The sequence below is a fragment of the Thermomicrobium sp. genome (genome assembly GCF_053493975.1).
In genome coordinates this window covers 1-22,791 of sequence record NZ_JBRBZA010000055.1, presented here as the reverse complement: position 1 = coordinate 22,791, position 22,791 = coordinate 1, and the positions used below count along the sequence as shown (strand labels likewise).

Genomic DNA, 22,791 nt, shown 5'->3' with positions numbered 1-22,791 from the left:
TGTTCGTCCCGCCAGTTGGTGAACTCGGGGGGGACGACGGGGTAGACCCGGGCACCGGTCGGGTTATGGTAGAGCAACTCCTGCACGCTCGGTGCGCGCTCCAGCACCTCGTGCAGCGTGCGCGGTGCTTCGCTGGTCATGAAAGCGATCCTCCCTCGCTGTTCGGGTCTCCGTGCCAACCGCACTCAGAGAGAGGGGACTCGGTCCAGTGTACTGGACAGCCTTCCCCCGAGCAGCTCTCTGTGCTATGGGGCAGTCTAAGGGTTTAGCCATAACTGGACAAGAGTTGTGTTCGTCTATGCTGAACGAGGAGGGCGGCGATGGTCGTGGATCATGGCTGCCGAGCTTCCCATACCGGTCCGGGGCTTGTTTCGGTAGGGCTGGGGTGGCTCGCAGCGAGAGGGTAGTCGGAGGAAAACGACCAGTGCTGGCGGAAACGCCTTACATGTCCTGTGCGGAAGTCGGAATCGGTCTCGGTGGTATGCTGGAAATGCGCTGCTGAGTGCGGTGGGGAGCGCACTGATGGATGTCTTCGTGTGCCCGAAGTGCCTGGGACGGATGACGACAGTCGAGCGGCATGGAGTGGTGTTCGAGCGGTGCGGGGAGTGCGGTGGGTTCTTTCTCGACCGTGGAGAGCTCGAGCAGCTGATCCGTGGGGAAATCCAGTACTCTGAGCGCCAGGTCGTGCGTGATGACGAGGAGAACGCATTCGAGAAGCGGCGTGAATACCGACGCAAGAAGAAGTTCCGGCACTTCTTGGAGGAGCTCCTCGATTTCGATTGACCATCGGCATGGTGCGTGACATGGGCAAGACAGGAGAGCATGTGATCCAGGAACGACTAGCTGCTCTCGAACCAGCTCCGGGCGTTTATCTCATGAAAGATGTACAAGGCCGCGTGATCTACGTGGGTAAGGCGAGTTCGCTCCGACAGCGCCTGCGCTCGTATTTCGGTTCTCACTCGAGTCTGGATGCAAAGACGCGGGAACTCGTCTCGCAGATTGCGGACTTCGAGGTGATCCGCACCGATACCCCGACCGAGGCGCTCATTCTCGAGAACGAGCTGATCAAGCGCTACCGGCCGCGCTTCAACATCATGCTGCGCGATGACAAGACGTATCCATTCATCCGGATCACCAACGAGCCGTTCCCGCGCGTGATCGCTACTCGCCGGATCGTGCGCGATGGAAGTCGCTACTTCGGCCCATATCCGAGTGCTGGTGCGGTGCATCGGACGCTCGACCTTCTCAAGCGTCTTTTTCCGTATCGTGCCTGTGACATCGAGATTACCGGGACCGCTTCTCGGGCATGCCTCTACTATCACATCGGTCGTTGCGCTGGGCCCTGTATCGGAGCGGTCTCGTCGGAAGAGTATCGCGGCATCATCGAGAATGTTGTCCTTTTTCTCGAGGGACGGGCTGAGGCTGTAGTCGCACGCCTTCAGGCGGCGATGGAGGAAGCGGCGGAGCGCTTGGAGTTCGAGCGGGCTGCACGGATTCGTGACGAGCTGCGAGCGATCGAGCATGTCCTGCAACAACAGAAGATCGTGACCGGTACAGACGAGTCGTTCGATGTCATCGCAGTTGCCCAGAGTGCTGGCGGGGATGCCTGCGTGCAGATCGGCTTCGTCCGCAACGGTAAGTTGCTCGGTTCCGAGCATTACCTGATGGTCGGCGCCCGCATCGACGATCCTCCGGGAGCGATCCTGACGTCGTTCGTTCAACAGTACTATGCTCAGGCCTCGACCGTTCCGCCGGAACTGGTCCTGCAGCATGCCCTCGACGATGGAGAAACGATCGCTGCATGGCTCGCCGCGCGGCGCGATGGGCCGGTACGACTGTCCGTTCCCGATGAGGGGTTTCGCCGGGAACTCGTCGAGATGATCGCCAAGAGTGCAGTCCAGAACCTCGAGCAGCATCGCGTGCGTTGGCTCAACGACGAGCAACGAACGACGCTCGCGCTGGAAGAACTGGCCGATGCTCTGGGCCTGGATCGTTTGCCTCGGCGGATCGAGTGTTTCGATGTCTCGCAACTCCAGGGAACGAATATGGTCGCGAGCATGGTGGTTTTCGAGCACGGGAAGCCGAAGAAGAGCGATTATCGGAAGTTCCAGATCAAGACGGTGGAAGGGCAGGACGACTACGCTGCGCTGCGTGAAGCTGTCCTGCGACGTTATCGTCGCGCGCTCTCGGCTGAGCAGACGGAAGCGTGGCAGACCTTGCCGGACCTCGTGCTGATCGATGGTGGAAAAGGGCAGCTGAATGCCGCGCGCGAGGCACTGGCCGAACTCGGACTCGATCTTCCCATCGCCGCGCTCGCCAAGGAGCACGAGGAACTCTACGTACCAGGCCAAAGCGAGCCGATCGTCCTGCCGCGAGACTCGCAAGCGCTCTTCCTCGTCCAACGGGTTCGGGACGAGGCGCATCGCTTTGCCGTCACTTTCCACCGTGCACGTCGGACGCGCTCGACGATCCGCTCGCTCCTGGACGAGATTCCTGGAATCGGGCCGCGGCGGCGCCGCGAGTTGCTGCGACGGTTCGGATCGGTCGAGGGAATACGCCAGGCGAGCATCGAGGAGATCGCCGCCGTCCCTGGCATCAGCCGTGCCTTGGCTGAGCGGATCAAGAACGAACTCGGTGAAGCGAGGGCGCCCCGATGAAGGTTCTGCGGGCAGACGAGCCAGGTTCGATCGAAATCGCGGCGCAGGTGCTCCGCGAGGGTGGCTTGGTCGTTTTCCCGACCGATACGGTCTATGGGGTCGGTGCTGCCGTCGATCGCCCGGACGCGGTCGCCCGTCTCTATGTGGCGAAGGGGCGTCCGCTCGAGAAGCCGATTCCAGTCCTGATCGCTGATCTGGATCAGTTGGAGAGGCTCGCGTGCGAAGTGACGCCGGAAGCCCGGCTGCTCGCGCAACGCTTCTGGCCAGGAGCCCTGACGATCGTCGTTCCCGCCCAGCCGTGGTTGCCGAAGGAAATCGTCCGCGAAACGGGCGCTGTCGGGCTCCGGATGCCGGACCATCCGGTCGCTCTGGCGATCATCCGTGCGGCGGGTGGTGCGGTTGCCACGACCTCCGCCAATCGTTCGGGAGAGCGAGAAGCCTGCACGGTCAATGAAGCGATCGCCGCACTCGGCGATGTGGTCGATCTCTACATCGATGGTGGGCGCACACCAGGGGGTATACCGTCGACCGTGGTGGGGTTCGAGAGGAGCGGGCTCGTCGTTCTGCGCCGTGGGGCGCTCCCGGTCGAGGTGATCGAGCAGGCTCTTCGGACGCGTTCACACTGAATTCAGCAAACTACCGAGGGGATGGGAGAAACTCGGCTTCGACGGTGAGATGACCAGGCGGTGACGGGTCGAGGGGAGGGCATGCATGGTGCTGAGCGAGTGGCTGCTCGTCGGATTAGCGAGCACGTTCGCTGCCGCTGGCGGAGTCGCGCAGCGGCAGCAGCGATTGCGGCACCTGCAGCGTGTGACTCGCTCCCTCGCCTTCCCTGACGGATCCCCACGCGTACTCATTCTTTCGGCGTCGATCGGCGGTGGCCATAACGCAGCTGCCGCTGTTCTGCGCCACGACTTGGAGCGTTTGGGTAGTCAGGTGCGCGTGCTCGATGGTTTTGCTCTGGCGACTCCACTGCTCAGTCGTTATTTTGCTTGGGTGTATCCGTTCCAGCTTCGCTATACACCTTTTCTTTACGAGCTCCAGTTTCGCTCGTCGCATCGTCGCACTTGGACCCGCATATGGCGGCGGATCTACGCTGGGCTCGGTGGAGCGGCTTTCCACAGCCTCATCGAGGAGTTACAGCCTGATGTGGTCGTCTCGACCTACCCGCTGGTCACGCAAGCCCTCGGTGTCTTGCGCTCGACGGGCCGCCTCCTGAGCCCGGTGGTAGCGACAGTCACGGACTATGGTGTCCACCGACTCTGGATCGCACCGGGTGTCGATCTTCACCTCGTCCCGTCTCGTGTCTCAGCGGAACAAGTGGCGGACGCGACGGGTGATGTGCGGGTCATGCAGCCGCTGGTGCGCGAAGCATTCCGCCAGTCGCGAAATCGGGCCGCAGTGCGGCACCGCTACGGCTTGGCACCGGATGACTTCGTGGCGTTGGTCGTGGCAGGTGCGTGGGGCATCGGGCACGTGGAACTGATCGTGCGCGATGTGGTCGACTGTGGCGTGCGGGTCATCGTTGTCTGTGGCAAAAATCAGGAGCTCGCTGAACGGTTGCGACGTGAGTACGCTGGCTGCCCATCGGTACAGGTGTGGGGGTGGACGGACCAGTTGCCCGAACTGATGACGGCTGCCGATTGCCTGATTCAGAATGCTGGTGGATTGACGTGTCTGGAAGCCATCGCGTGTGGCTTGCCGGTGTTGATGTACCGACCGATCGCTGGTCATGGCGTTTTCAACGCCGCTGCCATGGAGCGAGCTGGTGCGGCCCGTTGGATTCGGAGCGTGGAAGAGTTGCGTATGGTCCTGCGCGGTGCTGCGGCTGGGCGGATCCGGTTGCCGGTGCCCAAAGTCGACGAGGACGCCGTTCCGGCAGCGGAGGCGATTCTCGCGTTGGTGGCGGACCGGGACGCGAGGATCGGGGCTAGTCGGACGTTCGCTCCACAGCTCGTACGAACGGGGTCCTCGTGATCGCGACACGCGTTCTTGCGACGCGAATCATCCTCGCAAGCTTGCTCGGAGCCGCCTTGCTTGCGGCACTCGCTGTCCTGGCCGTGAAAATCCAGCCACCGGTCGGTCTCGTGCCGCTGATCGCTCGAGAAGGGCGTTCCTTCTGGCTGGCTGGGCTCGCGGCTTGCTCGCTCGGCGCACTCGTCTTCCAGATGGTGGATCGTCTACCTGAGCTGGCGCGAGCGACCGCTCTCCAACGGAGCGTTCGGTACGATCCAGTGCCGGAGTGGCCGACCGCTTGGATCTTGCCGTTCGTCACGTTGGCGAGTGCAATGCTCTTGCTCTGTGCGTACCATTCGCTGGTCGTCGCACTCGCCGTCATCTTGTTCGGTTTCATCAGCTTGGTGATGGGGCAACTCGCTCGCCTGGCACTGTACAGTGCGGAAGAGCGCATTCGATCTCTCGGACGCCTGGTTCATACGCTGCTTTTGTACGGCGTCGGTTTCGTGAGTTTCGCCATGATTTATGTGCACAAGCTCCGGTCGCTCTATTCGGCCACGGCGATCTTTCTGGTCGCTGTCCTTCTTCTTCTCCAGTTGACCGAAGGAGCCGATGTCCAACTCGATCGCCGAGTGCTGTACGCGATGGTCGGAGCGCTCGTGCTCGCCGAGGCGACCTGGGTTCTCAACTATTGGCCGGCGACGGGCTGGCTCGGTGGGGCTGTGCTCCTGTCGGTCTTTCACGTCTTCGCAGGTTTGACGTTGGCTCGCGTGGAGCGCGCCCTGAGTTGGCGAACTGTGGCGGAATACGGCATCATGGCGTCCCTGGCGATCATCGTGATCGTGTGGGGTACCATACGAGCACGAGGTGGCCCGTGAATGAACCTGAGCAGCACGAACTGTACCAGCTCCTGCTGGCCATGGACGTTCTCGAGGAATTGCTCGAGGATCTCGAGGAATCGGGCTTGACCTCGCTCGAGGATCTAGCCAGTCGACTGGCGAGCGATGCAGAAGAGAGCGACCTTTTGGAGTTGATCGCACAACTCATCGCGCGGGGAATCCGGACAAGCGAGGATCTTGCGGAGTTCTTGAGCGAACTCGAGCAACGCGTCGAAGAGCCAGAGGTCACGGAAACGGAGTGGGTGAATCCCAACTGACCTGGCTGGAATGCAATGCAGAATCTCTTCGATTCGCACCGTCGATCGTTGCGAGAGCGTGTCGCACCGCTCGCCGAACGGATGCGGCCGCGCACGCTCGATGAAGTGGTCGGCCAAGAGCATGTGCTCGGGCCAGGAGCCCTGCTCCGTTCGCTGATCGAACGAGACCAGCTCGTTTCGCTCATCCTCTGGGGGCCTCCTGGTTGTGGGAAGACAACCTTGGCTCGCCTGATCGCGAAACACACGCGTTCGGCCTTCGTGCCACTCTCCGCCGTCAGTGCCTCGGTGACCGATCTCCGGCGGGTCGTGCAGGAGGCGAGTGACCGCTTTGCGCAGCACGGTCAGCGGACGATCGTCTTCATCGACGAGATCCATCGCTTCAATCGGGCGCAGCAAGACGCCTTGTTGCCAGCTGTCGAGGACGGCACGATCGTTTTGATCGGTGCGACGACGGAGAATCCCTCTTTCGAGATCACTGCGCCGCTCTTGTCGCGTTGCCGTGTGGTCGTGCTCGAGCCGCTGTCCGATCAGGCGATCCAGACGCTCGTGGAACGGGCTCTCGTCGATCGTGAGCATGGGTTGGGTGAACTCGGCCTGCGCATCGAGCCGGAGGCGCTCCGGCTGCTGGTGGGACTGGCGAACGGCGATGCCCGCGTGGCGCTCAACACGTTGGAGGTGGCTGCTGCCGGTGCGCAGGAGGGAACGATCACCGTCGAACTCGTGCGCCAGGCGGCAATGCGCCGGGCCAGTGTGTACGATCGGGCTGGGGATGCGCATTACGATACGATTTCGGCCCTGCACAAGGCGATCCGCGGATCGGATCCGGATGCGGCGCTCTATTGGTTAGCTCGTATGCTCGAGCATGGCGACGATCCGCTCTACGTGGCGCGGCGACTCGTACGAGCAGCTAGCGAGGATATCGGGCTGGCCGATCCCCAGGCGCTGGTGGTTGCGGTCGCCGCGCAGCAGGCCGTGCATTTCCTCGGTATGCCGGAGGGAGCCCTCGCCCTGGCTGAAGCGACCATCTATCTCGCCTTGGCACCCAAGAGCAATGCGGTCTACCGTGCGTACGAGGCCGCGCAGCGCGATGTGGCGCAAACGCGCAACGAGCCAGTGCCGCTCCACCTGCGCAACGCGCCGACACCTCTCCTGCGTCAGCTCGGTTGGGGAGCTGGCTACCGGTATCCCCACGATGAGGCGGACGGTATCGGTCGGCAAGACTATTTCCCACCGCTCCTCCGCGGACGACGCTATTACGAGCCATCCGACCGTGGTTGGGAAGGAAGACTCCGCGAACGGTTGGCAGCGATCCGCGCTGCTCGTGGCCAGAAGGCGGGGCCGACTGAGTCGGAAGGGGGATCGAGGTGAACGAACTGGCGATTCCTGTCCGACACGGGCGGGCCAACGACGAGTTGCGTCCTGTGGAGATCGTTCCTCACTACATTCCCTACGCAGAAGGGTCGGCGCTGATCATGCTGGGTCACACGCATGTCCTCTGCGCGGCGACCGTCGAAGAGCGCGTTCCGAGCTTCCTGGTAGGCAGTGGACAAGGGTGGATCACAGCCGAGTACGGCATGCTGCCTCGTTCGGGTCGTGAGCGCATTCCTCGGGAGCGGATGGGTCCTGGCGGGAGGACGGCGGAGATTCAGCGTCTCATCGGCCGGTCTTTACGGGCGGCAGTGGACCTGGCAGCGCTCGGTGAGCGGACGATCATCATCGACTGTGACGTGCTTCGGGCGGACGGCGGGACACGCACCGCGGCGATCACTGGTGGATGGGTGGCGCTGTATCTCGCTCTCCAGCACCTTCTCGCTGCAGGGCGCATCGAGTCTTTACCGGTCGTACGGCAAGTCGCAGCGGTGAGCGTCGGTGTCGTCGCTGGCCAGCCGCGACTCGACCTCGAATATGCCGAGGACAGCCGCGCGGAGGTCGACATGAATATCGTCATGACCGACCGCGGCGAGTTCGTGGAGCTGCAAGGTACCGCAGAGGGGCAGCCCTTCGGACGCGAGGTATTGGAACAGCTGTTGCGGCTCGCCGAGCGGGGCATCAGCGAACTCATGCTCGCCCAACGGCGTGCCCTCGGTCTGTCGTGAGGCTGCTCACCCCTGAATTTCCAGGTGCTCCTTGGTGCTGGGCAGTTGACCAGCGATGCGCGTATCGAGTTCGGTGGCGGCATCGAGCGCGCGTGCCAGTGCTTTGAAGATCGCTTCGATCTGATGGTGAATGTTGGCACCGTAGAGCGTGACCACGTGAATCGTGATGCGAGCCTCCCGAGCGAGCGTCTCCAGAAAGTGGCGGACGAGATCGGCCTCGAGTTGGCCGACCGCCCCACTTGGCCAGGGGTCGCGGTAGTGAAAGGATCCGCGCCCGCTGAGATCGACGGCCACCTGAGCGAGCGCTTCGTCCATCGGCACAGCCGCATCGGCCATGCGTCGGAGACCGCGCCAGTCGCCCAGGGCGCGGCGTAGCGCCTGACCGAGGCAGAGCGCGACGTCCTCCACGGTATGGTGTGCATCGATATGGAGGTCTCCTCGTGCCTGGATGTCGAGGTCGAAGCGCCCGTGTCGCGCGAAGAGAGTCAAGAAATGGTCGAGTGCACCGATCCCGGTCGCGACACTCGAACGGCCAGTTCCATCGATGGCCAGATCGACACTGACATCGGTCTCGGTCGTCGTGCGCCGAATGGAGGCTCTTCGGAGTCCTGTCAAAGGCGTGCTCCTCTCGTCGTCCATCACCGAAATGCGTCGAGGGCGGCGAGAATGCGGTCGGTCTGCTCGGGTGTCCCGACAGTGATCCGCAAGTAGTTGCAGAGCCATGCGTCATCATAGCGTCGTACGACGATCGCGTGCCGCAAGAGATGAGCGTACAACTCGTGGGCTCTCCCGTCATGCACACGACAGAGAATGAAGTTTCCGTGCGACGGGTAAGGGGTGAGGAAGGAGTAGCGGCGCAATGCTCGGTAGAGACGCCCCCGCTCGAGTCGCACCTGCAGCACCCGTTGCATGAGCCAGGCGCGATCCACCAGCGCAGCCTCGACTGCCGCTTGCGCTGCGGTGCTGACGTTGAACGGCTGCTTGACGCGCCACAATGCTGCCGCGAGATGGGGAGGGAAGATTCCGTAACCGATGCGGAGCCCGGCGAGCCCGGCCCATTTGCTGAACGTCCGGAGGATCACGAGATTCTCGAACTCGCGCGCGAAAGGCGCGAGCGTCTGACCGGCGAACTCGTAGTACGCCTCGTCGAGAATGACGAGGATTCCCGTGCGGAGTAATCGCGACAGTTGCTGTGGCGTGACCAGGTTGCCGGTCGGGTTGTTCGGTGAGGCGAGGAAGAGCAGCTTGGTGCGGGGAGTGATAGCGTCTTCGATCGCCTCGAGGTCGAGATCGAAGTCCTCGCGGCGTGGTACGGTGACGACCCGGGCACCGTAAAGCGGTGGTCGGGAGAGATACACGCCGAAGCTCGGGACGGGAACGAGTACCTCGTCGCCAGGCTCGATCGTCACGAGTAAGAGGAGATCGATGAGTTCATCGGAACCATTACCCAGAAGAATGCGTTCAGCTGGCATACCGGTGTAGTCTGCGAGTGCAGCACGAGCGCGCCGTTGGTCGGGGTCTGGATAGAGATGCAGGTCAGGGAGCGAGGCAAGCGTCGCCATGACAGCCGGTGGTGGACCGTAAGGGTTCTCGTTCGCGTCGAGCTTGGCCACCTGCTCGGGTGGAATACCCAGACGCTCCGCGATCGCTTCGCGACTTTCGACAGGAAGATATTCCACCACGTTCTCGACACTCGGTCGGATCGCTCGCCTCGCTGCCACGCGTCCCTCCCTCCGCGTGTTCCGCTCTCGCGGCAAGAGTATCGTGTGGTCGATCGAGCGTGCCAAGATGCACGCGGCCTGCTCATGGTCTCGCTGCTCGTGCTCGCTCTCCTCGGGACGACTGCGAAAGCGCTGGCTGTCGTCCCGGGAGAGTCCAGCCGTGCCGTGTCGTCACCCATCTTTCAGCCTGCAGCGCTCCCTACGTTGACTGCCCGGGCGAGCTTGGCTGTCGATATCACGGCCGGGGTGGAACTCTGGGCACAAGACGCTGATCGTCCTCTGCCACCTGCGAGCACGACCAAACTGATGACTGCTTTGGTCGCACGACGCTGGCTCCGGCCGGACGAGTCGATCACGATTCGGCACGATGACCTCGTCGATCCGACCGTCTATGCGAATGCTGGCCTCCAGCCCGATGATCGCGTGACGGTGACCGATCTCTTGGCCGCCATGCTGATCGCCTCGGCTGGTGATGCAGCGCTCGCCCTCGCTCGGGTCGCCGGAGAGCGGATCGATCCGCAACACCACGTGCCGCGGGCTGTCTTCATCGACGCGATGAACCAAGAAGCCGCTCGTCTCGGCTTGCGGCACTCGCGGTTCGCTACACCGGATGGGCGTGACGCACCCGGTCAGACGGTCTCGGCGCGTGACCTCGCGATCATCGCTGCTGCGGTGTTGGGCGACCCGTTGCTCGCGGAGCTCGTTGCGACACGGAGGCGCGAGATCGAGATCGCTGGTCCACAGAGTCGCCGGATCACGGTCGTCAACACGAACCAGTTCCTCACCGAGCCCGATGCGCTCGGAGTCAAGACAGGCACCTCCGCGGCTGCTGGACAATGCCTGGTGGCCGCAGTGCGACGCGGTAACGACATCGTGGTACTGGTTCTGCTGAGCAGTCGCGATCGTTATGCCGACGCACGCGCCTTGTTGACCTACCTCGACCGAGAGTACCGGTGGTTGACCCTCGATAGCCGTTCGTTCCCTGAGTTGGCCAGCTTGGCTCGAGAGGGAATCGTTCCGGCTCTCGTGCCGACTGTCGTGGTCGCGAACGAGACAGCTGACCGCGTGCGAATCATCATCGATCGGCAGCACTCATCAGCCGACGTCGTGGGTACGGTACGATTACGGATCGGAACGAGCGACCTCTTCATCGTGCCGCTCCTGCGTCTCGAGCGGTGAGTGAGCGAGACGATGACCGAGCAGCGACTGCAGCGTGTTCTTGCCGCGCACGGCGTCGCATCGCGCCGGAAGGCCGAAGAGTTGATTCTGGCGGGTCGGGTGACCGTCGATGGCGTCGTCGTGCGCGAACTCGGGCGCAAGGTCGATCCGGAGCGCCAAGAAATTTGTGTCGACGGAAAGCCGCTCCGCTCGGCGCCTCGGCGATACATCATGCTGCACAAACCGGTGGGGTACATCACGACGACCGCCGATGAATACGGGCGCAAGACGGTGCTCGATCTCGTCCAGGTTCCTGAGCGTGTCGTACCCGTCGGACGGCTGGATCGAGATTCCTCGGGTCTCCTCCTCCTCACCAATGACGGCGATCTGATCTACCGGATCACTCATCCGCGCTACGAGCTGGAGAAGGAGTACGAGGTTCTGATCGATGGATTTCCCCCACCTGAGGTCGAGGAAGCTCTACGGCGCGGCGTACCGGTCGATGGACGTCCGGTACAGATTCGACGACTCGAGGCGATTCGGGTCGAGCCGCAGGGCACCGTGTATCGCGTCGTGATACACGAGGGACGCAACCGGATCATCCGTCGTGTCTTCGAGCGTGTCGGCTATCCAGTGCTTCGCTTGCAGCGCGTTCGCGTCGGGCCGTTACGACTCGGTGATCTTCCGCCCGGACAATGGCGCGACCTCACACCCAGTGAGGTAGCAGCCTTGCGCCGAGCGGTCGGCTTACCGGAGTTTCCCGAGGGAGCGGTGGGAAGGGAACGGAAGGCGCGTGGTGGCAGGGGCATGCCAGCTCGTCGTGGCGATCGACGGCCCAGCGGGGTCAGGAAAGAGCACCGTCGGCGCTGAAGTCGCCAAACGACTCGGTGCGCTGTACTTCGACACGGGGGTTGTCTATCGGGTGCTCGCCTTGCTGGCGCTGGAGCGGGGCATCGCACCGGACGATGCAGAACGATTGGCGCAACTGGCGCAGAACCTGTCGATTCGGGTCGGTCCACCTTCGGTCCAGGACGGGCGGCTCTATGACGTCTGGCTGGACGGTCGCGATGTGACTTGGGCGATCCGAACCCCAGAGATCGATCGGCTCGCTTCCCTGGTTTCGGCCCATCCGCCGGTTCGGCGGGCTCTTCTCCGCGTGCAGCGGGAGCTCGCACGCAACGGGCGCGTCGTCATCGCTGGCCGGGATATCGGCACCGTGGTCATGCCGGAAGCTCCAGTGAAGATTTGGTTGCATGCATCTCTGGAAGAGCGGGCGCGACGGCGACAACGTGACTTAGCGCGCCGGGGAATCGTGCGCTCGCTGGAAGAGATCGTCGCGGAATTGGCTGACCGTGATCGCCGGGATGCGACGCGAGCTGTTGCCCCGATGCGTCCGGCTGAGGATGCGGTTATCATCGATACGAATGATCGTACCATCGACGAGGTCGTCGAAACGGTGCTCGCGGTCGTCCGTGAGCGATGCGGGTGCGCGAACCATGGATCGGATTCCGCCGGAATGGCGCCTGTCTCGGCGCCGTAAGATCAAGACCTGGATCTTCTTGACGGCACGCGTTTTCGTCGTGCCGCTTCTGCGCCTCCTCATCCGTTTTCGGATCGAGGGGTTGGAACACGTACCACGTGTCGGGCCGGCGCTCGTCGCAGCGAATCATCTGCACAATGCCGATCCGGTCTTGATCATCGCTGCGTTTCCCCGCCCGGTCCTCTTCATGGCCAAGCGTGAACTCTTCGCTGTCCCGGTCATCCGTTGGTTCGTGCGGCAATCCGGTGCGTTTCCGGTCGATCGCGGACGACCGGATCGTCAGGCGTTGCGGCATGCTGAACGGCTCCTGCATGAGGGGATGTTGGTCGGGATTTTCCCCGAGGGGACGAGGAGCGTGACCGGTACCCTACAGCCCCCACACCCAGGGGTAGGGTTGTTGATCCGGCGCAATCCGACCGTACCGGTTCTCCCGGTGGCGATCTGGGGAACCGAGGTCCTGCCTTTCAACGGTGCCAAGGGGCGGCGACCGCTGCGCGGCTGGCCACGCGTGACCGTACGGATCGGTGCGCCAGTGACGATCGCCCTCCAGACGCCCGAGGGTCGCGAGCGGTCGCCCGAGGAACTGGCAGACGAGGTGATGCTCGCCATCGCGCGTCTTCTCCCCGACCAGTATCGCGGCGTCTATCGTGAGCGGTTGGCGCGTGCACCGTCGAGTCTGGTGGGAGTGCCGAGCGGGGAGCCGGGTCGAGTCGGGTGAGTCGGGCCGGCGGCAGGGTGACATCGTTCGAGGCTGCCGGCACTGGTTTCCATGCGCTGCCCAGCACCTGGCGGGCGAACGAATCAGCGGAGCAGCCACGGCGAAGCAAAAGCCTCCTCGCCCTGCGTGGATATTGTCCGCAATCGTGCCTGCAGCGCGAGCACTCGTGGAGTCTCTGAGGCGGAGACGGAGAACGAGTCGATGGGAACCGGAGCGGTCCTCGATCACGACTCCAGTGCGACGGTCGTCGAGTAAGGAGTTCGTTCGTCTGGGGAGTCGCGAGCGCGCTTACCGGGGTGGTAGCGCGGCTTCCACTCGCTATGCCGTCCGGCCCGACGTCGGTGCGCTGGTTGTGGCCGAGCACGCGCTACCAGATCGGGTCGGGAGTGACGCCCGATCGTCATCAGGCGGACGGGGCGGCCTCTCCGGTGCGGCGGACAGCGTCGGTTCGGGATGCCGCGCTTCCGACTCGTGCTGACCGATCAGTGGTCGCGGCGCAACCACCGTGCGACGCTCACCGTGCCGGCGACCAGTGCGGCGAGTCCGCCGACGACGATGGCGGTTCCGAGTGGATCGGGCCCCGGGAGGACGACTTTCCCATCGTCGTAACTCAGGAAGAGTTGTCCCCATTTCGTCTGCAGGGCCTCTTTGACGCGACGACGCCCGTGCACAGGATACCAATAGACATTGTGATAGACGTTGGAAGCGACGTACGACCAGGGGACGAGCGGCGAGCGCAAGAGGAGATTTTCCAGCGGTTTGAGTGGGCCGTGGTAAATCAGCTTCTGGCCGCGGCTCGCGAACGTGTCGCCCGCGACGAAGCCCCATGATTCGTTTGAGATGTCCTCACCGACGACCTCGATCTCGCGTGGATCACCGATCCCTAACCCCCGCTCGTGCGCGATGCGAATGAACGGTATGGACAGCGGATCGAATCCCTGCAACTTGGCGCTGATGGCGTCGATAGCGACCTGGTCAGCACTCGCCAGAATGATGTCCTTCTCATGAGGACGCATCGCACGAGGGCCTGGGCCGTCCCCCGCGAAGGTTCCATCCATCACCGCGAAGATGCCAGGGTGGATCTCTTGTTGAATCGTCAAAAGATCGACGAGGGTCTCGTGAATGACCGCATGGGTCCAGTGTCGTCGCTCGTTGAGGAGTCCACCGAACGCGTTTTTCATCGCGCCCGTGATCGTGGTGAAGACGTGCGTCTTCACGGTCGGAAGGTGAATGATGTTTCGTCCGATGAAGAGTTTGGGAATGCGGATACCTTCTGGGAAGATCTTGTGCAGGACCAGGAGTTCACCCTTCGGTTCATAGGGTATCCACTCGACGTGTGGCTCGTAGAGATGAACGTTTTCGACGCCGTACTTGTCGACGACGTATTTATGCTTGTTGTTGCGTTCGCCCTTGTAGGCATCGACGACGACTGTTCGGTTGTGGGCTGCGATGAGATGCCCATACCCGTCGGCCTTCAAGCGACGGATGACTCCCTCGAGTTGCCAAGGAGTCGTCGAGCAGCCGGGATACCACGTATCCCAAGTGATGTTGATCTTGAGAATCGTCTCGCGATCGCGCGGTAATGCCTCGCGGTAACCGGCCATGAGCATCGCTCGCCCGATGTCGGCGAGGACCGTCTCGGGAGTCGTGCGGAGGACAGCGACTTTGCCCTTACCTGGAAAGTCAGCCATGAGCCATGCCTCCAGTTTCACGGGAGGGATCGTAGCACGCGGGGGCAGTGGTTGCCACTCGTCAGAACGTCCCTTGTCCGTACAGTCTCCGACCTGCTACGATGTGCCCAGTAGTCAGAGACTGGTGGGGCGAGAAGGACGACGCGGGGGCTGCGTTGGCCAGGGTATGGCTTTGTTTTGCCGTCATCCTGAGTGGGTGGTTCGCTGCTCCAGTGGGCAAGGTGCATGCCGACACGGAGACGCCCTCGATCGTCGCCGCAGCGGCGATCGCGATCGATTCTGAAGGCGGGCGCGTGCTCTATGCCAAAGAACCGGACACCCCGCGTGCCCCGGCGAGCCTGACGAAGCTGGCGACCGCGTTGACCGCTGTCGACTTAGCGCCCTTGGACACAGTTTTGACAGTACAGGCACAGGACTTGGTGGGCGAATCGTCGATGGGGCTCCGTCCTGGCGAGCAGATTACGCTCGAGGCGGCGCTCTATGGGTTGCTCCTGGCCTCAGGAAACGATGCCGCGATGACGATCGCGCGGAACCTGAGCGGGCTGCGAGGAGACACGCCGGAAGCTGCAGTCAACCGCTTCGTCAAACAGATGAACGTCGTGGCACAACGACTCGGATTGGAACGGACGACGTTCCGCAACCCGCACGGACTCGATGAGGACGGTCATCTGACGACAGCGCGCGACCTCGCGCTCCTCACCCGTGCTGTTCTGCAGCGTCCGGAACTTCGCCGGATACTGCAAACCCCTTCGTATGACGATGGGGTGCACGCAGTGCACACGACCAACCGCCTGCTCGGTCGCTATCCGGGATTGATCGGTGGCAAAACAGGGATTACCGAGGCGGCCGGGTACTCGCTCATCGAGGCGGCCGAACGTGACGGTGCGACGGTGATCGTCGTCGTGCTGGGGAGTACGCGGGATGCCTGGTACGCTGATGCCGTCCAGCTGCTGGACTATGCATTCGCTCAGCTCGCGCACGCGTCAGCGACTGGGTTGGCGGGCTCTCCCAGTGAGGCGGGCGAAAGAGCCAACTCGGCTGGTCGACCCGCTGGAGAGGCTGCGGTGACCGTTGGGGAGTCACGAGCCCTGATCCTCGCGGTTCCTCCGCCGCTGCCCGAAGCGAACGAGCTGTGGTTCTGGCCAGCTTCCGCAGTGACGACTGCTGTTGTGACCGGTGTCCTCGCCAGTGGGTTTCCGGCGATCATGGCCGTGGTCATCGCGCGCCGTCGAGCCGGGCGGCGCTCCACCCCCGATCACGGACAGCGACGGACGAGGCACACGGGCCCGCGCAGCATCCGGCCAGCGAGAGTGAGAGGCGATCGGCACCGCTCGGCTGTTTTACCAGCACAAGGAGAAGGGTCGCGAGACGTCAGCCAACGGATCGTACCGTTCGATCCGGCCGTACACGTGGCACAGCGGGCGGTGCGTGCAGCTCGTCGTGGGGATATTGCGGTGGCAGAGCATGAATTTTTGCACGCCTTGCGCCTGAATCCGAACTTCGACCTCACGCGCGCTCCGGAATTCTGGACACTGTCACCAGCTGGTGTCATCGCTGCTGCCCGAGCATATCGGCGTGTCGGTCGTGTGCGCGATGCGCGGACACTGTTGACAGTGGCGCGGCTCAGCTTCGGTGATCTCCCGGCGATTCGCACCGCTCTCGCCGAACTTTCCGAGGCGACCGCTCCGCACCAGCTTCTCACCAGCGGATTTCCGGAGCGTTTCGTGACTTGATACGATGCGTATCAGCTGGTATACTCTGCCCGAGTGCAGGAGGAGAGGCACGCGGGAGGTTGCCATGCGCCGATCCGAGCCGCTCTACGTGATCAGCGTTGCTGCGCGGTTGCTCGAGCTGCACCCGCAGACGCTGCGCAAGTACGAGCGCGAGGGTTTCGTGACTCCATCGCGGACTCGAGGCAATTTGCGTCTCTATTCAGCCGAGGACCTCGAACGTCTGCGGCAGGTCAAGTACCTGGTAGAAGAGCGAGGTGTCAATCTGGCTGGAGTGCAACTCGCGCTCGCCCTTACCGAGCAACTCCAGCGGCTGCGAGAGCGGTGCCTGGCGATTTCCGAACAGTATGACCGGGTTTTCGATTCGGTCGTCGCCGATATCGAGAGCATGTTGCAGCTGCTCGGCTCCACACCGGAGTCGTGACCGCGTTGCCTCTCGTCCAAGCTGAAAAAATATTCGAGGAAGGGAATCATGGGACGACTACAATTCACGGAAAAGGCTCAAGAGGCATTGGTAGCGGCGCAACGGACGGCTGCCGAACGGCAGAACAGTCAGCTCGACGTCGAACATCTCCTGTATGCGCTGGTGACCCAGCATGATGGGGTCGTACCGCAGATCTTGTTGCGCCTCCAGCTCGACCCGAGCCGGGTTGCGCAGGAACTCGAACGGGTTCTGGAAACGTTGCCGCGCCTGCAATATGCCGCTGAGCCGACGGTGTCACCGGTGCTGCGGCGTGTCCTCGAGCGTGCCCAAGGCGAGGCCCAGAGTTTCGGTGACCAGTACATCAGTACCGAGCACTTGTTGCTCGCTGCGCTGGATGCGGCCCCACGGTCGCCAGCTGTCCAGGCGTTGGCGCGATTGGGCGTTCAGCGTGAGCGAGTCCTGGAGGCTCTGAGCCAGATCCGCGGGGCACAGCGAGTGACGTCTCCGAACCCCGAGTCGACCTACCAGGCGCTCGAACGGTATGGCCGTGACCTGACCGCACTGGCGCGGCAGGGGAAGCTCGACCCGGTCATCGGTCGCGACGATGAGATCCGCCGCGTGATCCAGGTACTGCTGCGGCGTACCAAGAACAACCCGGTCCTGATCGGTGAACCCGGTGTAGGCAAGACTGCGATCGTAGAAGGGTTAGCCCAGCGGATCGTGCGGGGTGACGTACCAGAAGGATTGCGCGAGAAGCGCATCGTCCAGCTCGACCTGGCGGCGATGCTGGCTGGTGCGAAGTACCGAGGCGAGTTCGAGGAGCGCCTCAAGGCAGTGCTCGACGAGATCCGTGCGTCGGAAGGCGAGATCATCGTCTTCATCGACGAAGTCCACACAGTGGTCGGTGCGGGAGCGGCCGAGGGCGCGATGGACGCCGCCAACATGCTGAAGCCGATGCTGGCGCGTGGCGAGCTCCACGCGATCGGCGCGACGACGCTCGACGAGTATCGGAAGCATATCGAGAAGGATCCCGCGTTGGAGCGTCGGTTCCAGCCGGTTTACGTCGATGAGCCCTCGGTCGAGGATACGATCAGCATTCTCCGTGGCTTGCGCGAGCGCTACGAGCTCCACCATAAGGTGCGCATCCTCGATTCGGCGCTGGTCGCGGCGGCAGTCCTTTCGCACCGGTACATCACGAACCGGTTCCTACCGGACAAGGCGATCGACCTCGTAGACGAAGCAGCTGCCCGTCTGCGGATGGAGATCACCAGCATGCCGGCGGAGCTGGACGAGCTGACGCGGCGGATCACCCAGTTGGAGATCGAGCGGGAAGCGTTGCGCAAAGAACGAGACGAAGCATCCCGCCAGCGTTTGGCCGAACTGGAGCGGGAGTTGGCCAATCTGCGCGAGCAGGAGCAGGTCCTCCGCTCGCAGTGGGAGCAAGAGCGCCAAGCACTGGAGCGGATCAACGCGCTCAAGGAGCAGATCGAGCAGACGCGGATCGAGATCGAACAAGCGCTGCGAGTGGCGGATTACACCCGTGCCTCGGAGCTCCAGTATGGACGGTTGGTCGAGCTGGAACGACAGTTGCGCGAGGAGGAGCGGCGACTCGCGGAAGTACAGCGCCAGGGTCGGCTGCTCAAGGAAGAGGTCGATGCTGACGATATCGCGGAAATCGTGAGCAAGTGGACGGGTATTCCGGTCGCCAAGTTGATGGAAAGCGAGATGGAGAAGCTCGTCCACATGGAAGAGCGGTTGCACGAGCGTGTCGTCGGTCAAGACGAGGCGGTTCGCGCCGTCTCCAATGCGATTCGACGGGCGCGGGCTGGTCTCCAAGATCCGAACCGTCCGCTGGGAAGCTTCATCTTCCTGGGTCCGACCGGCGTCGGAAAGACGGAGTTGGCGCGGGCGCTCGCCGAGTTCCTGTTCGATGACGAGCGGGCGATGGTACGGATCGACATGTCGGAGTACCAGGAGCGGCACACGGTGTCGCGCTTGATCGGTGCCCCGCCCGGCTACGTAGGCTACGAAGAAGGTGGCCAGTTGACGGAGGCGGTGCGTCGGCGGCCGTATTCAGTGGTCCTTTTCGATGAGATCGAAAAGGCGCATCCCGAAGTCTTCAATGTTCTCCTCCAGGTGCTGGACGATGGCCGACTGACCGACGGGCAAGGGCGCACCGTCGATTTCCGAAACACGGTCATCATCATGACCAGCAACCTCGGATCGGAGTACATTCAGGCCCTGCTCCCGCACCGTGAGGAGGAAGCGTACGAGCGAGTGATGCAGGCGGTGCGAGCGCACTTCCGGCCGGAGTTCCTCAACCGGATCGACGAGATCATCATGTTCCGGCCGCTGACGCGCGAGCAGCTCTCGCAGATCGTGGACATCCAGCTGCGCCAGGTGCGCCAGCGCTTGAAGCAGCGCAATATTACGCTGCAGGTCACGCTCCGAGCGAAGGAGTGGCTGGCAGAACGAGGCTACGATCCGGTGTATGGAGCTCGCCCGCTCAAGCGGGTGATCCAGCGCGAACTCCTCGATCCATTGGCGAACAAGCTCCTTCGTGGTGAGGTGCGGGACGGCGAGACGGTACTGGTCGACGTGGACGAGCACGGCAACCTGAGCATCCGCTCGATGTTGGCTGAAGCGGAGGTGGTCGCTTGAGGAGTACGGGGGATCGCCAATCGGCGATCCCCTGTTTCGTTCGCCATCGACGGAGGGTCGCGATGGATGCGGTGGCGGAAATCGCCAAGCTGATCGTCATCGCTGCGCTGATCGTGTTGGTTCCTTTCCTGTTCATGCTCATCTTCGATCTCGCGGCGCATCTCGGTGAGCTCTTTGGCCGCCGTTCCTGAACGGGGGTGAAGCGACTATGGAGTCGCTGCAGGCCTTCGGGCGCCTGCTGATCGTGATGGGACTGGTTTTGGCGATTCTCGGGGTGCTCCTCGTCCTCGCTGGTCGTATCCCCTTCATCGGTCGTCTCCCTGGGGATATCGTCTACCAGCGCGGTAACTTCACCCTCTACATCCCGCTGATGACGATGTTGATCCTGAGCCTTCTCTTGACGATTCTCCTCAATCTTCTGTTCCGCCGCTGACCGCCCGTGTTATCCTGATCGCGATCACGAAACTACTGTGGAAGGAGAGCACGGATGCGGTTGCGCGTGGCCTTCGAATGGCTACTGGCGGCGTTCGTCGGACTCGTCGCCCTCATTTTCGGGATCCGGGGATTCGGTCGAAGCAGAGGACGACTCGGTGCTAGCCAGCACCTCGTCCGACTGTGGGAGCAGAGGGACGAGGACGACGATCGCGAGTTCGTACGGGCGCCGTCCCTCGATGAATCCTCTGCAGCGCGTGCACTCTATTCCATGCCAGCTGAGCGTGTCTTCGAACCGCACGAAGCCCCGCGGCTCGCGGAGCACGACCGTGCAGTTCGATACGAGGCGAGGGTGCAGCTTCTCGTCACCGATGTCGATGCGGTCGCGACGAGGATTCAGGAGTTCGTGGCGAGTGCTGGCGGCTATACGGTCGATGCTGCCGTGTCGTCGGGAACCTTTTCTCCATCAGGTCGGGTGACGGTCGCTGTTCCAGCAGCGCAACTGTTTCCGTTTCTCGACCAGCTCGCCTCGCTCCCTGGTGTTCGCGAGGTCGAGGAACGTTCACTGCGCAGGCAAGATGTGACCGGGGAGGCCATCGACATCGGGGCGCGTCTGCGGGCGGCGCGTACGGCAGAACAACGGTACCTGTCGCTCGTCGAGCGGGCGGAACGCGTCCAGGATGTTCTACGGGTAGAGGAAGAACTCCGGCGGATTCGCGCCGAAATCGAGCGATTGGAGAGTCAGCAGCGTTTCCTCCAGGAACGGGTCAGTTATGCAGTCGTCACCGTCGCATTACGGAGCGCTCGTTCACTCGGGGAGCGCATGCGGCGTGCCTTCCGTGCTGGCTGGGACCGGGGTATCGGGTTGATGGTCGATCTCGCCAGCTTGAGTGGCCGTCTCGCTGCACTTGCGAGTGTTGTCGTTCCAGCCGTCGTCGTTTTCGGCGGATTCTTGCGGTGGTTAGTGAGTCATCTCGTGATAATGCGGCAGGCAGAGTCGAGCGATCGGATGGGGGAGCAGTCACGCGAGTGAGGAGGCGGCTCGCTCGGCACAGGTTCGGGAAAAGTGTGCGGCCCGCCAGGTGTTGCCGACGGGCCGCCGGTGAGCATTGGCTTCAGGAGATGATCAGCCCCAAACCAGTCGCGCGGTCCTGGCTACGAGCTCGAGCTTCCGGCACTGTACCTCCGGCGTAATCCGGTTTCCTTCCCAGGTCGAAGCGAAACCGCATTGTGGACTGAGCGCGAGTCGCTCCAGCGGGACGTACTTGGCTGCTTCTTTGATACGCTGGATCAACTCATCCTGTGATTCGAGACGCATCTTCTTGGTCGTGACGAGACCGAGTACGACGATGCGATCTTCTGGTACGAAGCGCAAGGGTTCGAACGTCCCCGATCGTTCGTCATCGTATTCGAGGAGAAAGCGGTGAAACTTGGTTTTGCGGAAGACCTTCTCGGCGATCGGATCGTAGCCACCGGACGCATAGAACATGCTCTGGTTGTTGCCGCGGCAGATATGGAGGCCGAAGACGATTCCCTGTTTGTCGAATCCGTCGAGCACAGCATTGTCGAGTTCGATGGTCTGATCGACGATGCGATCAGGGTCGATTCCACGGATACGATAGCCTTCGCGGATCTTGGGATCGAGCAAGGCAGCATACTGTGGAGCGTCGATCTGGATGTAGGTGCAGCCGAGACGAATCAGTTCCTCGATCTCGCGCCGGGTGATGTCGACGATATCAGCAAGATAACTTTCGATCGTCGGATAAGCACTGGTGGACTTGTTCTTGTCCCAATACACGGCGGCCTGCATGGTACTGATGAGGGTGACCTTGCCCACTCGGTTCGTCCGGGCGCGGAGGTAGGTGAATTCTTCGGCGCACATGTTGCGCTTCCAGCGCAGTTTCTCGACGACGATGGGGCGACGGACGAGATTCTCGCGCCCTTCCTCGTCGCGGAAGGGGATAGCCCAGCCGCCGAACTTGTCGAAGCCCTCCATCGCTTCAACGAGATGACCGAAGAAAGCATAACGACGTTGTTCACCATCAGTGACGACTTCCAAGCCGGCCTCTTCTTGCAACTGGATCGCCTCGTCGACTGCCCGGTCTTCGATACGCTTGAATTCGGCAGCACTCAGTTGCCCAGCTTCATATTGTTGTCGCGCCTCGACCAGGTAAACTGGGCGAAGCAAGCTCCCCACGACGTCGCTACGGTAGTACACGTGCTCAGTCCTTTCCTCACGCTACCTTCCGCACGCTCTTCGTGTCCGGAAGTAGCGTACTCGACAGAGTACAGAGCTGAACAGAATCGCTCGTCATCATCGTGAACGATACCCAGGAGCGACGATGGAAGGCGAAAACAACAGCTTCAGCCGAGCTTGGCCACTGACTTCGGTCGTGTGTGCCATCGAAAGCGGGTGATCAGGCTCCTCGCGCGTTTCATATATTCACGGTAGCAGAACACGACCGTTGACGGAGTCAGGACACGATGCTATGGTACGCCCAGAACGAAAAAGCTTCATGATTAAATGGTCTAAGAAAGGGTCGTTACCATGAAAACGAGAGCCGCGGTGCTGTATGGGCCGACGCGTTCGTTCGTGATCGAGGAACTCGAGCTGGACGAGCCGAAAGAGGGAGAAGTGCTGGTCAAGTTGGTCGCCACGGGACTGTGCCATTCCGACTGGCACTTCGCCAAGGGAGAGGCTCCGGTTCGTTTTCCCATGGTCGTCGGGCACGAAGGTGCTGGCATCGTGGAAAAGGTCGGTCCCGGCGTCAGCGAGGTCCAGCCGGGTGACCATGTCGTGCTCTGTTACATCCCCGCCTGCGGCACGTGTCGCTGGTGCCTGAGCGGGCTG

Annotated in this window: 23 protein-coding genes; 19 read left to right on the top strand and 4 right to left on the bottom strand. The window is 62.5% G+C overall.

Going from position 1 to position 22,791, the window contains the following annotated elements; all coding sequences use genetic code 11:
- Positions 1-522 precede the first annotated feature (522 nt).
- From ACWIVK_RS09210 to rph, 8 genes are all read left to right on the top strand, one after another.
- Complete coding sequence (locus tag ACWIVK_RS09210; protein ID WP_448576356.1) at positions 523-783, top strand: TFIIB-type zinc ribbon-containing protein; 261 nt, start codon at positions 523-525, stop codon at positions 781-783.
- A gap of 20 nt (positions 784-803) precedes the next feature.
- Complete coding sequence (uvrC, locus tag ACWIVK_RS09205) at positions 804-2,657, top strand: excinuclease ABC subunit UvrC (RefSeq protein WP_448576355.1); 1,854 nt, start codon at positions 804-806, stop codon at positions 2,655-2,657.
- Positions 2,654-3,283, top strand: a complete 630-nt coding sequence (locus tag ACWIVK_RS09200) for an L-threonylcarbamoyladenylate synthase (protein WP_448576354.1) — start codon at positions 2,654-2,656, stop codon at positions 3,281-3,283. Before uvrC ends, ACWIVK_RS09200 begins: the two co-directional genes overlap by 4 nt.
- A gap of 85 nt (positions 3,284-3,368) precedes the next feature.
- The gene (locus tag ACWIVK_RS09195; RefSeq protein WP_448576353.1) at positions 3,369-4,634 is read left to right on the top strand and encodes an MGDG synthase family glycosyltransferase; all 1,266 of its coding nucleotides are present in this window, start codon (positions 3,369-3,371) and stop codon (positions 4,632-4,634) included.
- Positions 4,631-5,491 carry a DUF5656 family protein gene (locus ACWIVK_RS09190; RefSeq protein WP_448576352.1) on the top strand — a complete coding sequence of 287 codons (861 nt, stop codon included), beginning with the start codon at positions 4,631-4,633 and terminating at the stop codon, positions 5,489-5,491. The genes ACWIVK_RS09195 and ACWIVK_RS09190 overlap by 4 nt, the downstream gene beginning before the upstream one ends.
- A complete protein-coding gene (locus tag ACWIVK_RS09185) occupies positions 5,488-5,769 on the top strand; it encodes a hypothetical protein (protein ID WP_448576351.1) in 282 nt (93 codons plus the stop codon). The genes ACWIVK_RS09190 and ACWIVK_RS09185 overlap by 4 nt, the downstream gene beginning before the upstream one ends.
- A gap of 15 nt (positions 5,770-5,784) precedes the next feature.
- Positions 5,785-7,137 (top strand): replication-associated recombination protein A, encoded by a 1,353-nt coding sequence (locus ACWIVK_RS09180; protein WP_448576350.1) that lies wholly within the window; start codon positions 5,785-5,787, stop codon positions 7,135-7,137.
- On the top strand, positions 7,134-7,865 hold the full coding sequence (gene rph / locus ACWIVK_RS09175; RefSeq protein ID WP_448576349.1) for a ribonuclease PH: 732 nt from the start codon (positions 7,134-7,136) through the stop codon (positions 7,863-7,865). Before ACWIVK_RS09180 ends, rph begins: the two co-directional genes overlap by 4 nt.
- Before the next feature lie 6 nt (positions 7,866-7,871).
- Here the strand turns inward: rph and hisB are convergent, their stop codons facing one another.
- Together hisB and hisC are read right to left on the bottom strand one after the other, a co-directional pair.
- Positions 7,872-8,480 carry an imidazoleglycerol-phosphate dehydratase HisB gene (gene hisB / locus ACWIVK_RS09170; protein WP_448576348.1) on the bottom strand — a complete coding sequence of 203 codons (609 nt, stop codon included), beginning with the start codon at positions 8,478-8,480 and terminating at the stop codon, positions 7,872-7,874.
- Positions 8,481-8,503: 23 nt separating this feature from the next.
- A complete protein-coding gene (hisC, locus tag ACWIVK_RS09165; RefSeq protein ID WP_448576347.1) occupies positions 8,504-9,586 on the bottom strand; it encodes a histidinol-phosphate transaminase in 1,083 nt (360 codons plus the stop codon).
- A 45-nt stretch (positions 9,587-9,631) separates the two neighbouring features.
- Here hisC and ACWIVK_RS09160 point away from each other — a divergent pair, with 45 nt between their 5' ends.
- Genes ACWIVK_RS09160 through ACWIVK_RS09145 form a run of 4 tightly spaced genes read left to right on the top strand, consistent with a single transcriptional unit; the run spans position 9,632 to position 13,002 of the window.
- The gene (locus ACWIVK_RS09160) at positions 9,632-10,765 is read left to right on the top strand and encodes a D-alanyl-D-alanine carboxypeptidase family protein (RefSeq protein WP_448576346.1); all 1,134 of its coding nucleotides are present in this window, start codon (positions 9,632-9,634) and stop codon (positions 10,763-10,765) included.
- Positions 10,766-11,614, top strand: coding sequence for a pseudouridine synthase (locus ACWIVK_RS09155; RefSeq protein ID WP_448576345.1), 849 nt, complete (start codon positions 10,766-10,768; stop codon positions 11,612-11,614).
- Positions 11,565-12,284 carry a (d)CMP kinase gene (gene cmk / locus ACWIVK_RS09150; RefSeq protein WP_448576344.1) on the top strand — a complete coding sequence of 240 codons (720 nt, stop codon included), beginning with the start codon at positions 11,565-11,567 and terminating at the stop codon, positions 12,282-12,284. Before ACWIVK_RS09155 ends, cmk begins: the two co-directional genes overlap by 50 nt.
- Complete coding sequence (locus tag ACWIVK_RS09145) at positions 12,241-13,002, top strand: lysophospholipid acyltransferase family protein (RefSeq protein WP_448576343.1); 762 nt, start codon at positions 12,241-12,243, stop codon at positions 13,000-13,002. Before cmk ends, ACWIVK_RS09145 begins: the two co-directional genes overlap by 44 nt.
- Before the next feature lie 482 nt (positions 13,003-13,484).
- Here the strand turns inward: ACWIVK_RS09145 and ACWIVK_RS09140 are convergent, their stop codons facing one another.
- On the bottom strand, positions 13,485-14,693 hold the full coding sequence (locus tag ACWIVK_RS09140) for a DUF362 domain-containing protein (RefSeq protein WP_448576342.1): 1,209 nt from the start codon (positions 14,691-14,693) through the stop codon (positions 13,485-13,487).
- 155 nt (positions 14,694-14,848) lie between these two features.
- Between ACWIVK_RS09140 and ACWIVK_RS09135 the strand changes: the two genes are divergently transcribed.
- The 6 genes from ACWIVK_RS09135 to ACWIVK_RS09110 all read left to right on the top strand — a co-directional run bounded on the left by ACWIVK_RS09135 (position 14,849) and on the right by ACWIVK_RS09110 (position 20,973).
- A complete protein-coding gene (locus ACWIVK_RS09135) occupies positions 14,849-16,426 on the top strand; it encodes a D-alanyl-D-alanine carboxypeptidase family protein (protein WP_448576341.1) in 1,578 nt (525 codons plus the stop codon).
- Between the two features lie 64 nt (positions 16,427-16,490).
- On the top strand, positions 16,491-16,847 hold the full coding sequence (locus ACWIVK_RS09130; RefSeq protein WP_448576340.1) for a heat shock protein transcriptional repressor HspR: 357 nt from the start codon (positions 16,491-16,493) through the stop codon (positions 16,845-16,847).
- A 48-nt stretch (positions 16,848-16,895) separates the two neighbouring features.
- A complete protein-coding gene (gene clpB / locus ACWIVK_RS09125; protein ID WP_448576339.1) occupies positions 16,896-19,508 on the top strand; it encodes an ATP-dependent chaperone ClpB in 2,613 nt (870 codons plus the stop codon).
- Positions 19,509-19,570: 62 nt separating this feature from the next.
- Positions 19,571-19,699 carry a hypothetical protein gene (locus tag ACWIVK_RS09120; protein ID WP_448576338.1) on the top strand — a complete coding sequence of 43 codons (129 nt, stop codon included), beginning with the start codon at positions 19,571-19,573 and terminating at the stop codon, positions 19,697-19,699.
- Positions 19,700-19,716: 17 nt separating this feature from the next.
- Positions 19,717-19,941, top strand: coding sequence for a DUF2905 domain-containing protein (locus ACWIVK_RS09115; RefSeq protein ID WP_448576337.1), 225 nt, complete (start codon positions 19,717-19,719; stop codon positions 19,939-19,941).
- Positions 19,942-19,995: 54 nt separating this feature from the next.
- Positions 19,996-20,973: a DUF4349 domain-containing protein gene (locus tag ACWIVK_RS09110; protein WP_448576336.1), complete on the top strand. Its 978-nt coding sequence runs from the start codon at positions 19,996-19,998 to the stop codon at positions 20,971-20,973.
- Positions 20,974-21,066: 93 nt separating this feature from the next.
- Here ACWIVK_RS09110 and ACWIVK_RS09105 read toward each other — a convergent pair whose 3' ends face one another.
- Positions 21,067-22,158: a cobalamin-independent methionine synthase II family protein gene (locus ACWIVK_RS09105; RefSeq protein WP_448576335.1), complete on the bottom strand. Its 1,092-nt coding sequence runs from the start codon at positions 22,156-22,158 to the stop codon at positions 21,067-21,069.
- Positions 22,159-22,488: 330 nt separating this feature from the next.
- On the opposite strand from ACWIVK_RS09105, the gene ACWIVK_RS09100 reads away from it, so the two are divergent.
- Positions 22,489-22,791: alcohol dehydrogenase catalytic domain-containing protein (locus ACWIVK_RS09100; RefSeq protein ID WP_448576334.1), on the top strand; the 303-nt coding region annotated here is incomplete at its 3' end.

Excerpts from the sequence above, each read along its gene's own strand:
- ACWIVK_RS09195 (WP_448576353.1), top strand. The coding sequence starts at position 3,369 with ATGGTGCTGAGCGAGTGGCTGCTCGTCGGATTAGCGAGCACGTTCGCT.
- ACWIVK_RS09140 (WP_448576342.1), bottom strand. The coding sequence starts at position 14,693 with ATGGCTGACTTTCCAGGTAAGGGCAAAGTCGCTGTCCTCCGCACGACT.
- ACWIVK_RS09145 (WP_448576343.1), top strand. The coding sequence starts at position 12,241 with ATGGATCGGATTCCGCCGGAATGGCGCCTGTCTCGGCGCCGTAAGATC.
- ACWIVK_RS09130 (WP_448576340.1), top strand. The coding sequence starts at position 16,491 with ATGCGCCGATCCGAGCCGCTCTACGTGATCAGCGTTGCTGCGCGGTTG.
- ACWIVK_RS09180 (WP_448576350.1), top strand. The coding sequence starts at position 5,785 with ATGCAGAATCTCTTCGATTCGCACCGTCGATCGTTGCGAGAGCGTGTC.
- ACWIVK_RS09210 (WP_448576356.1), top strand. The coding sequence starts at position 523 with ATGGATGTCTTCGTGTGCCCGAAGTGCCTGGGACGGATGACGACAGTC.
- ACWIVK_RS09110 (WP_448576336.1), top strand. The coding sequence starts at position 19,996 with ATGCGGTTGCGCGTGGCCTTCGAATGGCTACTGGCGGCGTTCGTCGGA.
- ACWIVK_RS09120 (WP_448576338.1), top strand. The coding sequence starts at position 19,571 with ATGGATGCGGTGGCGGAAATCGCCAAGCTGATCGTCATCGCTGCGCTG.
- ACWIVK_RS09200 (WP_448576354.1), top strand. The coding sequence starts at position 2,654 with ATGAAGGTTCTGCGGGCAGACGAGCCAGGTTCGATCGAAATCGCGGCG.
- clpB (WP_448576339.1), top strand. The coding sequence starts at position 16,896 with ATGGGACGACTACAATTCACGGAAAAGGCTCAAGAGGCATTGGTAGCG.
- uvrC (WP_448576355.1), top strand. The coding sequence starts at position 804 with ATGGGCAAGACAGGAGAGCATGTGATCCAGGAACGACTAGCTGCTCTC.
- ACWIVK_RS09115 (WP_448576337.1), top strand. The coding sequence starts at position 19,717 with ATGGAGTCGCTGCAGGCCTTCGGGCGCCTGCTGATCGTGATGGGACTG.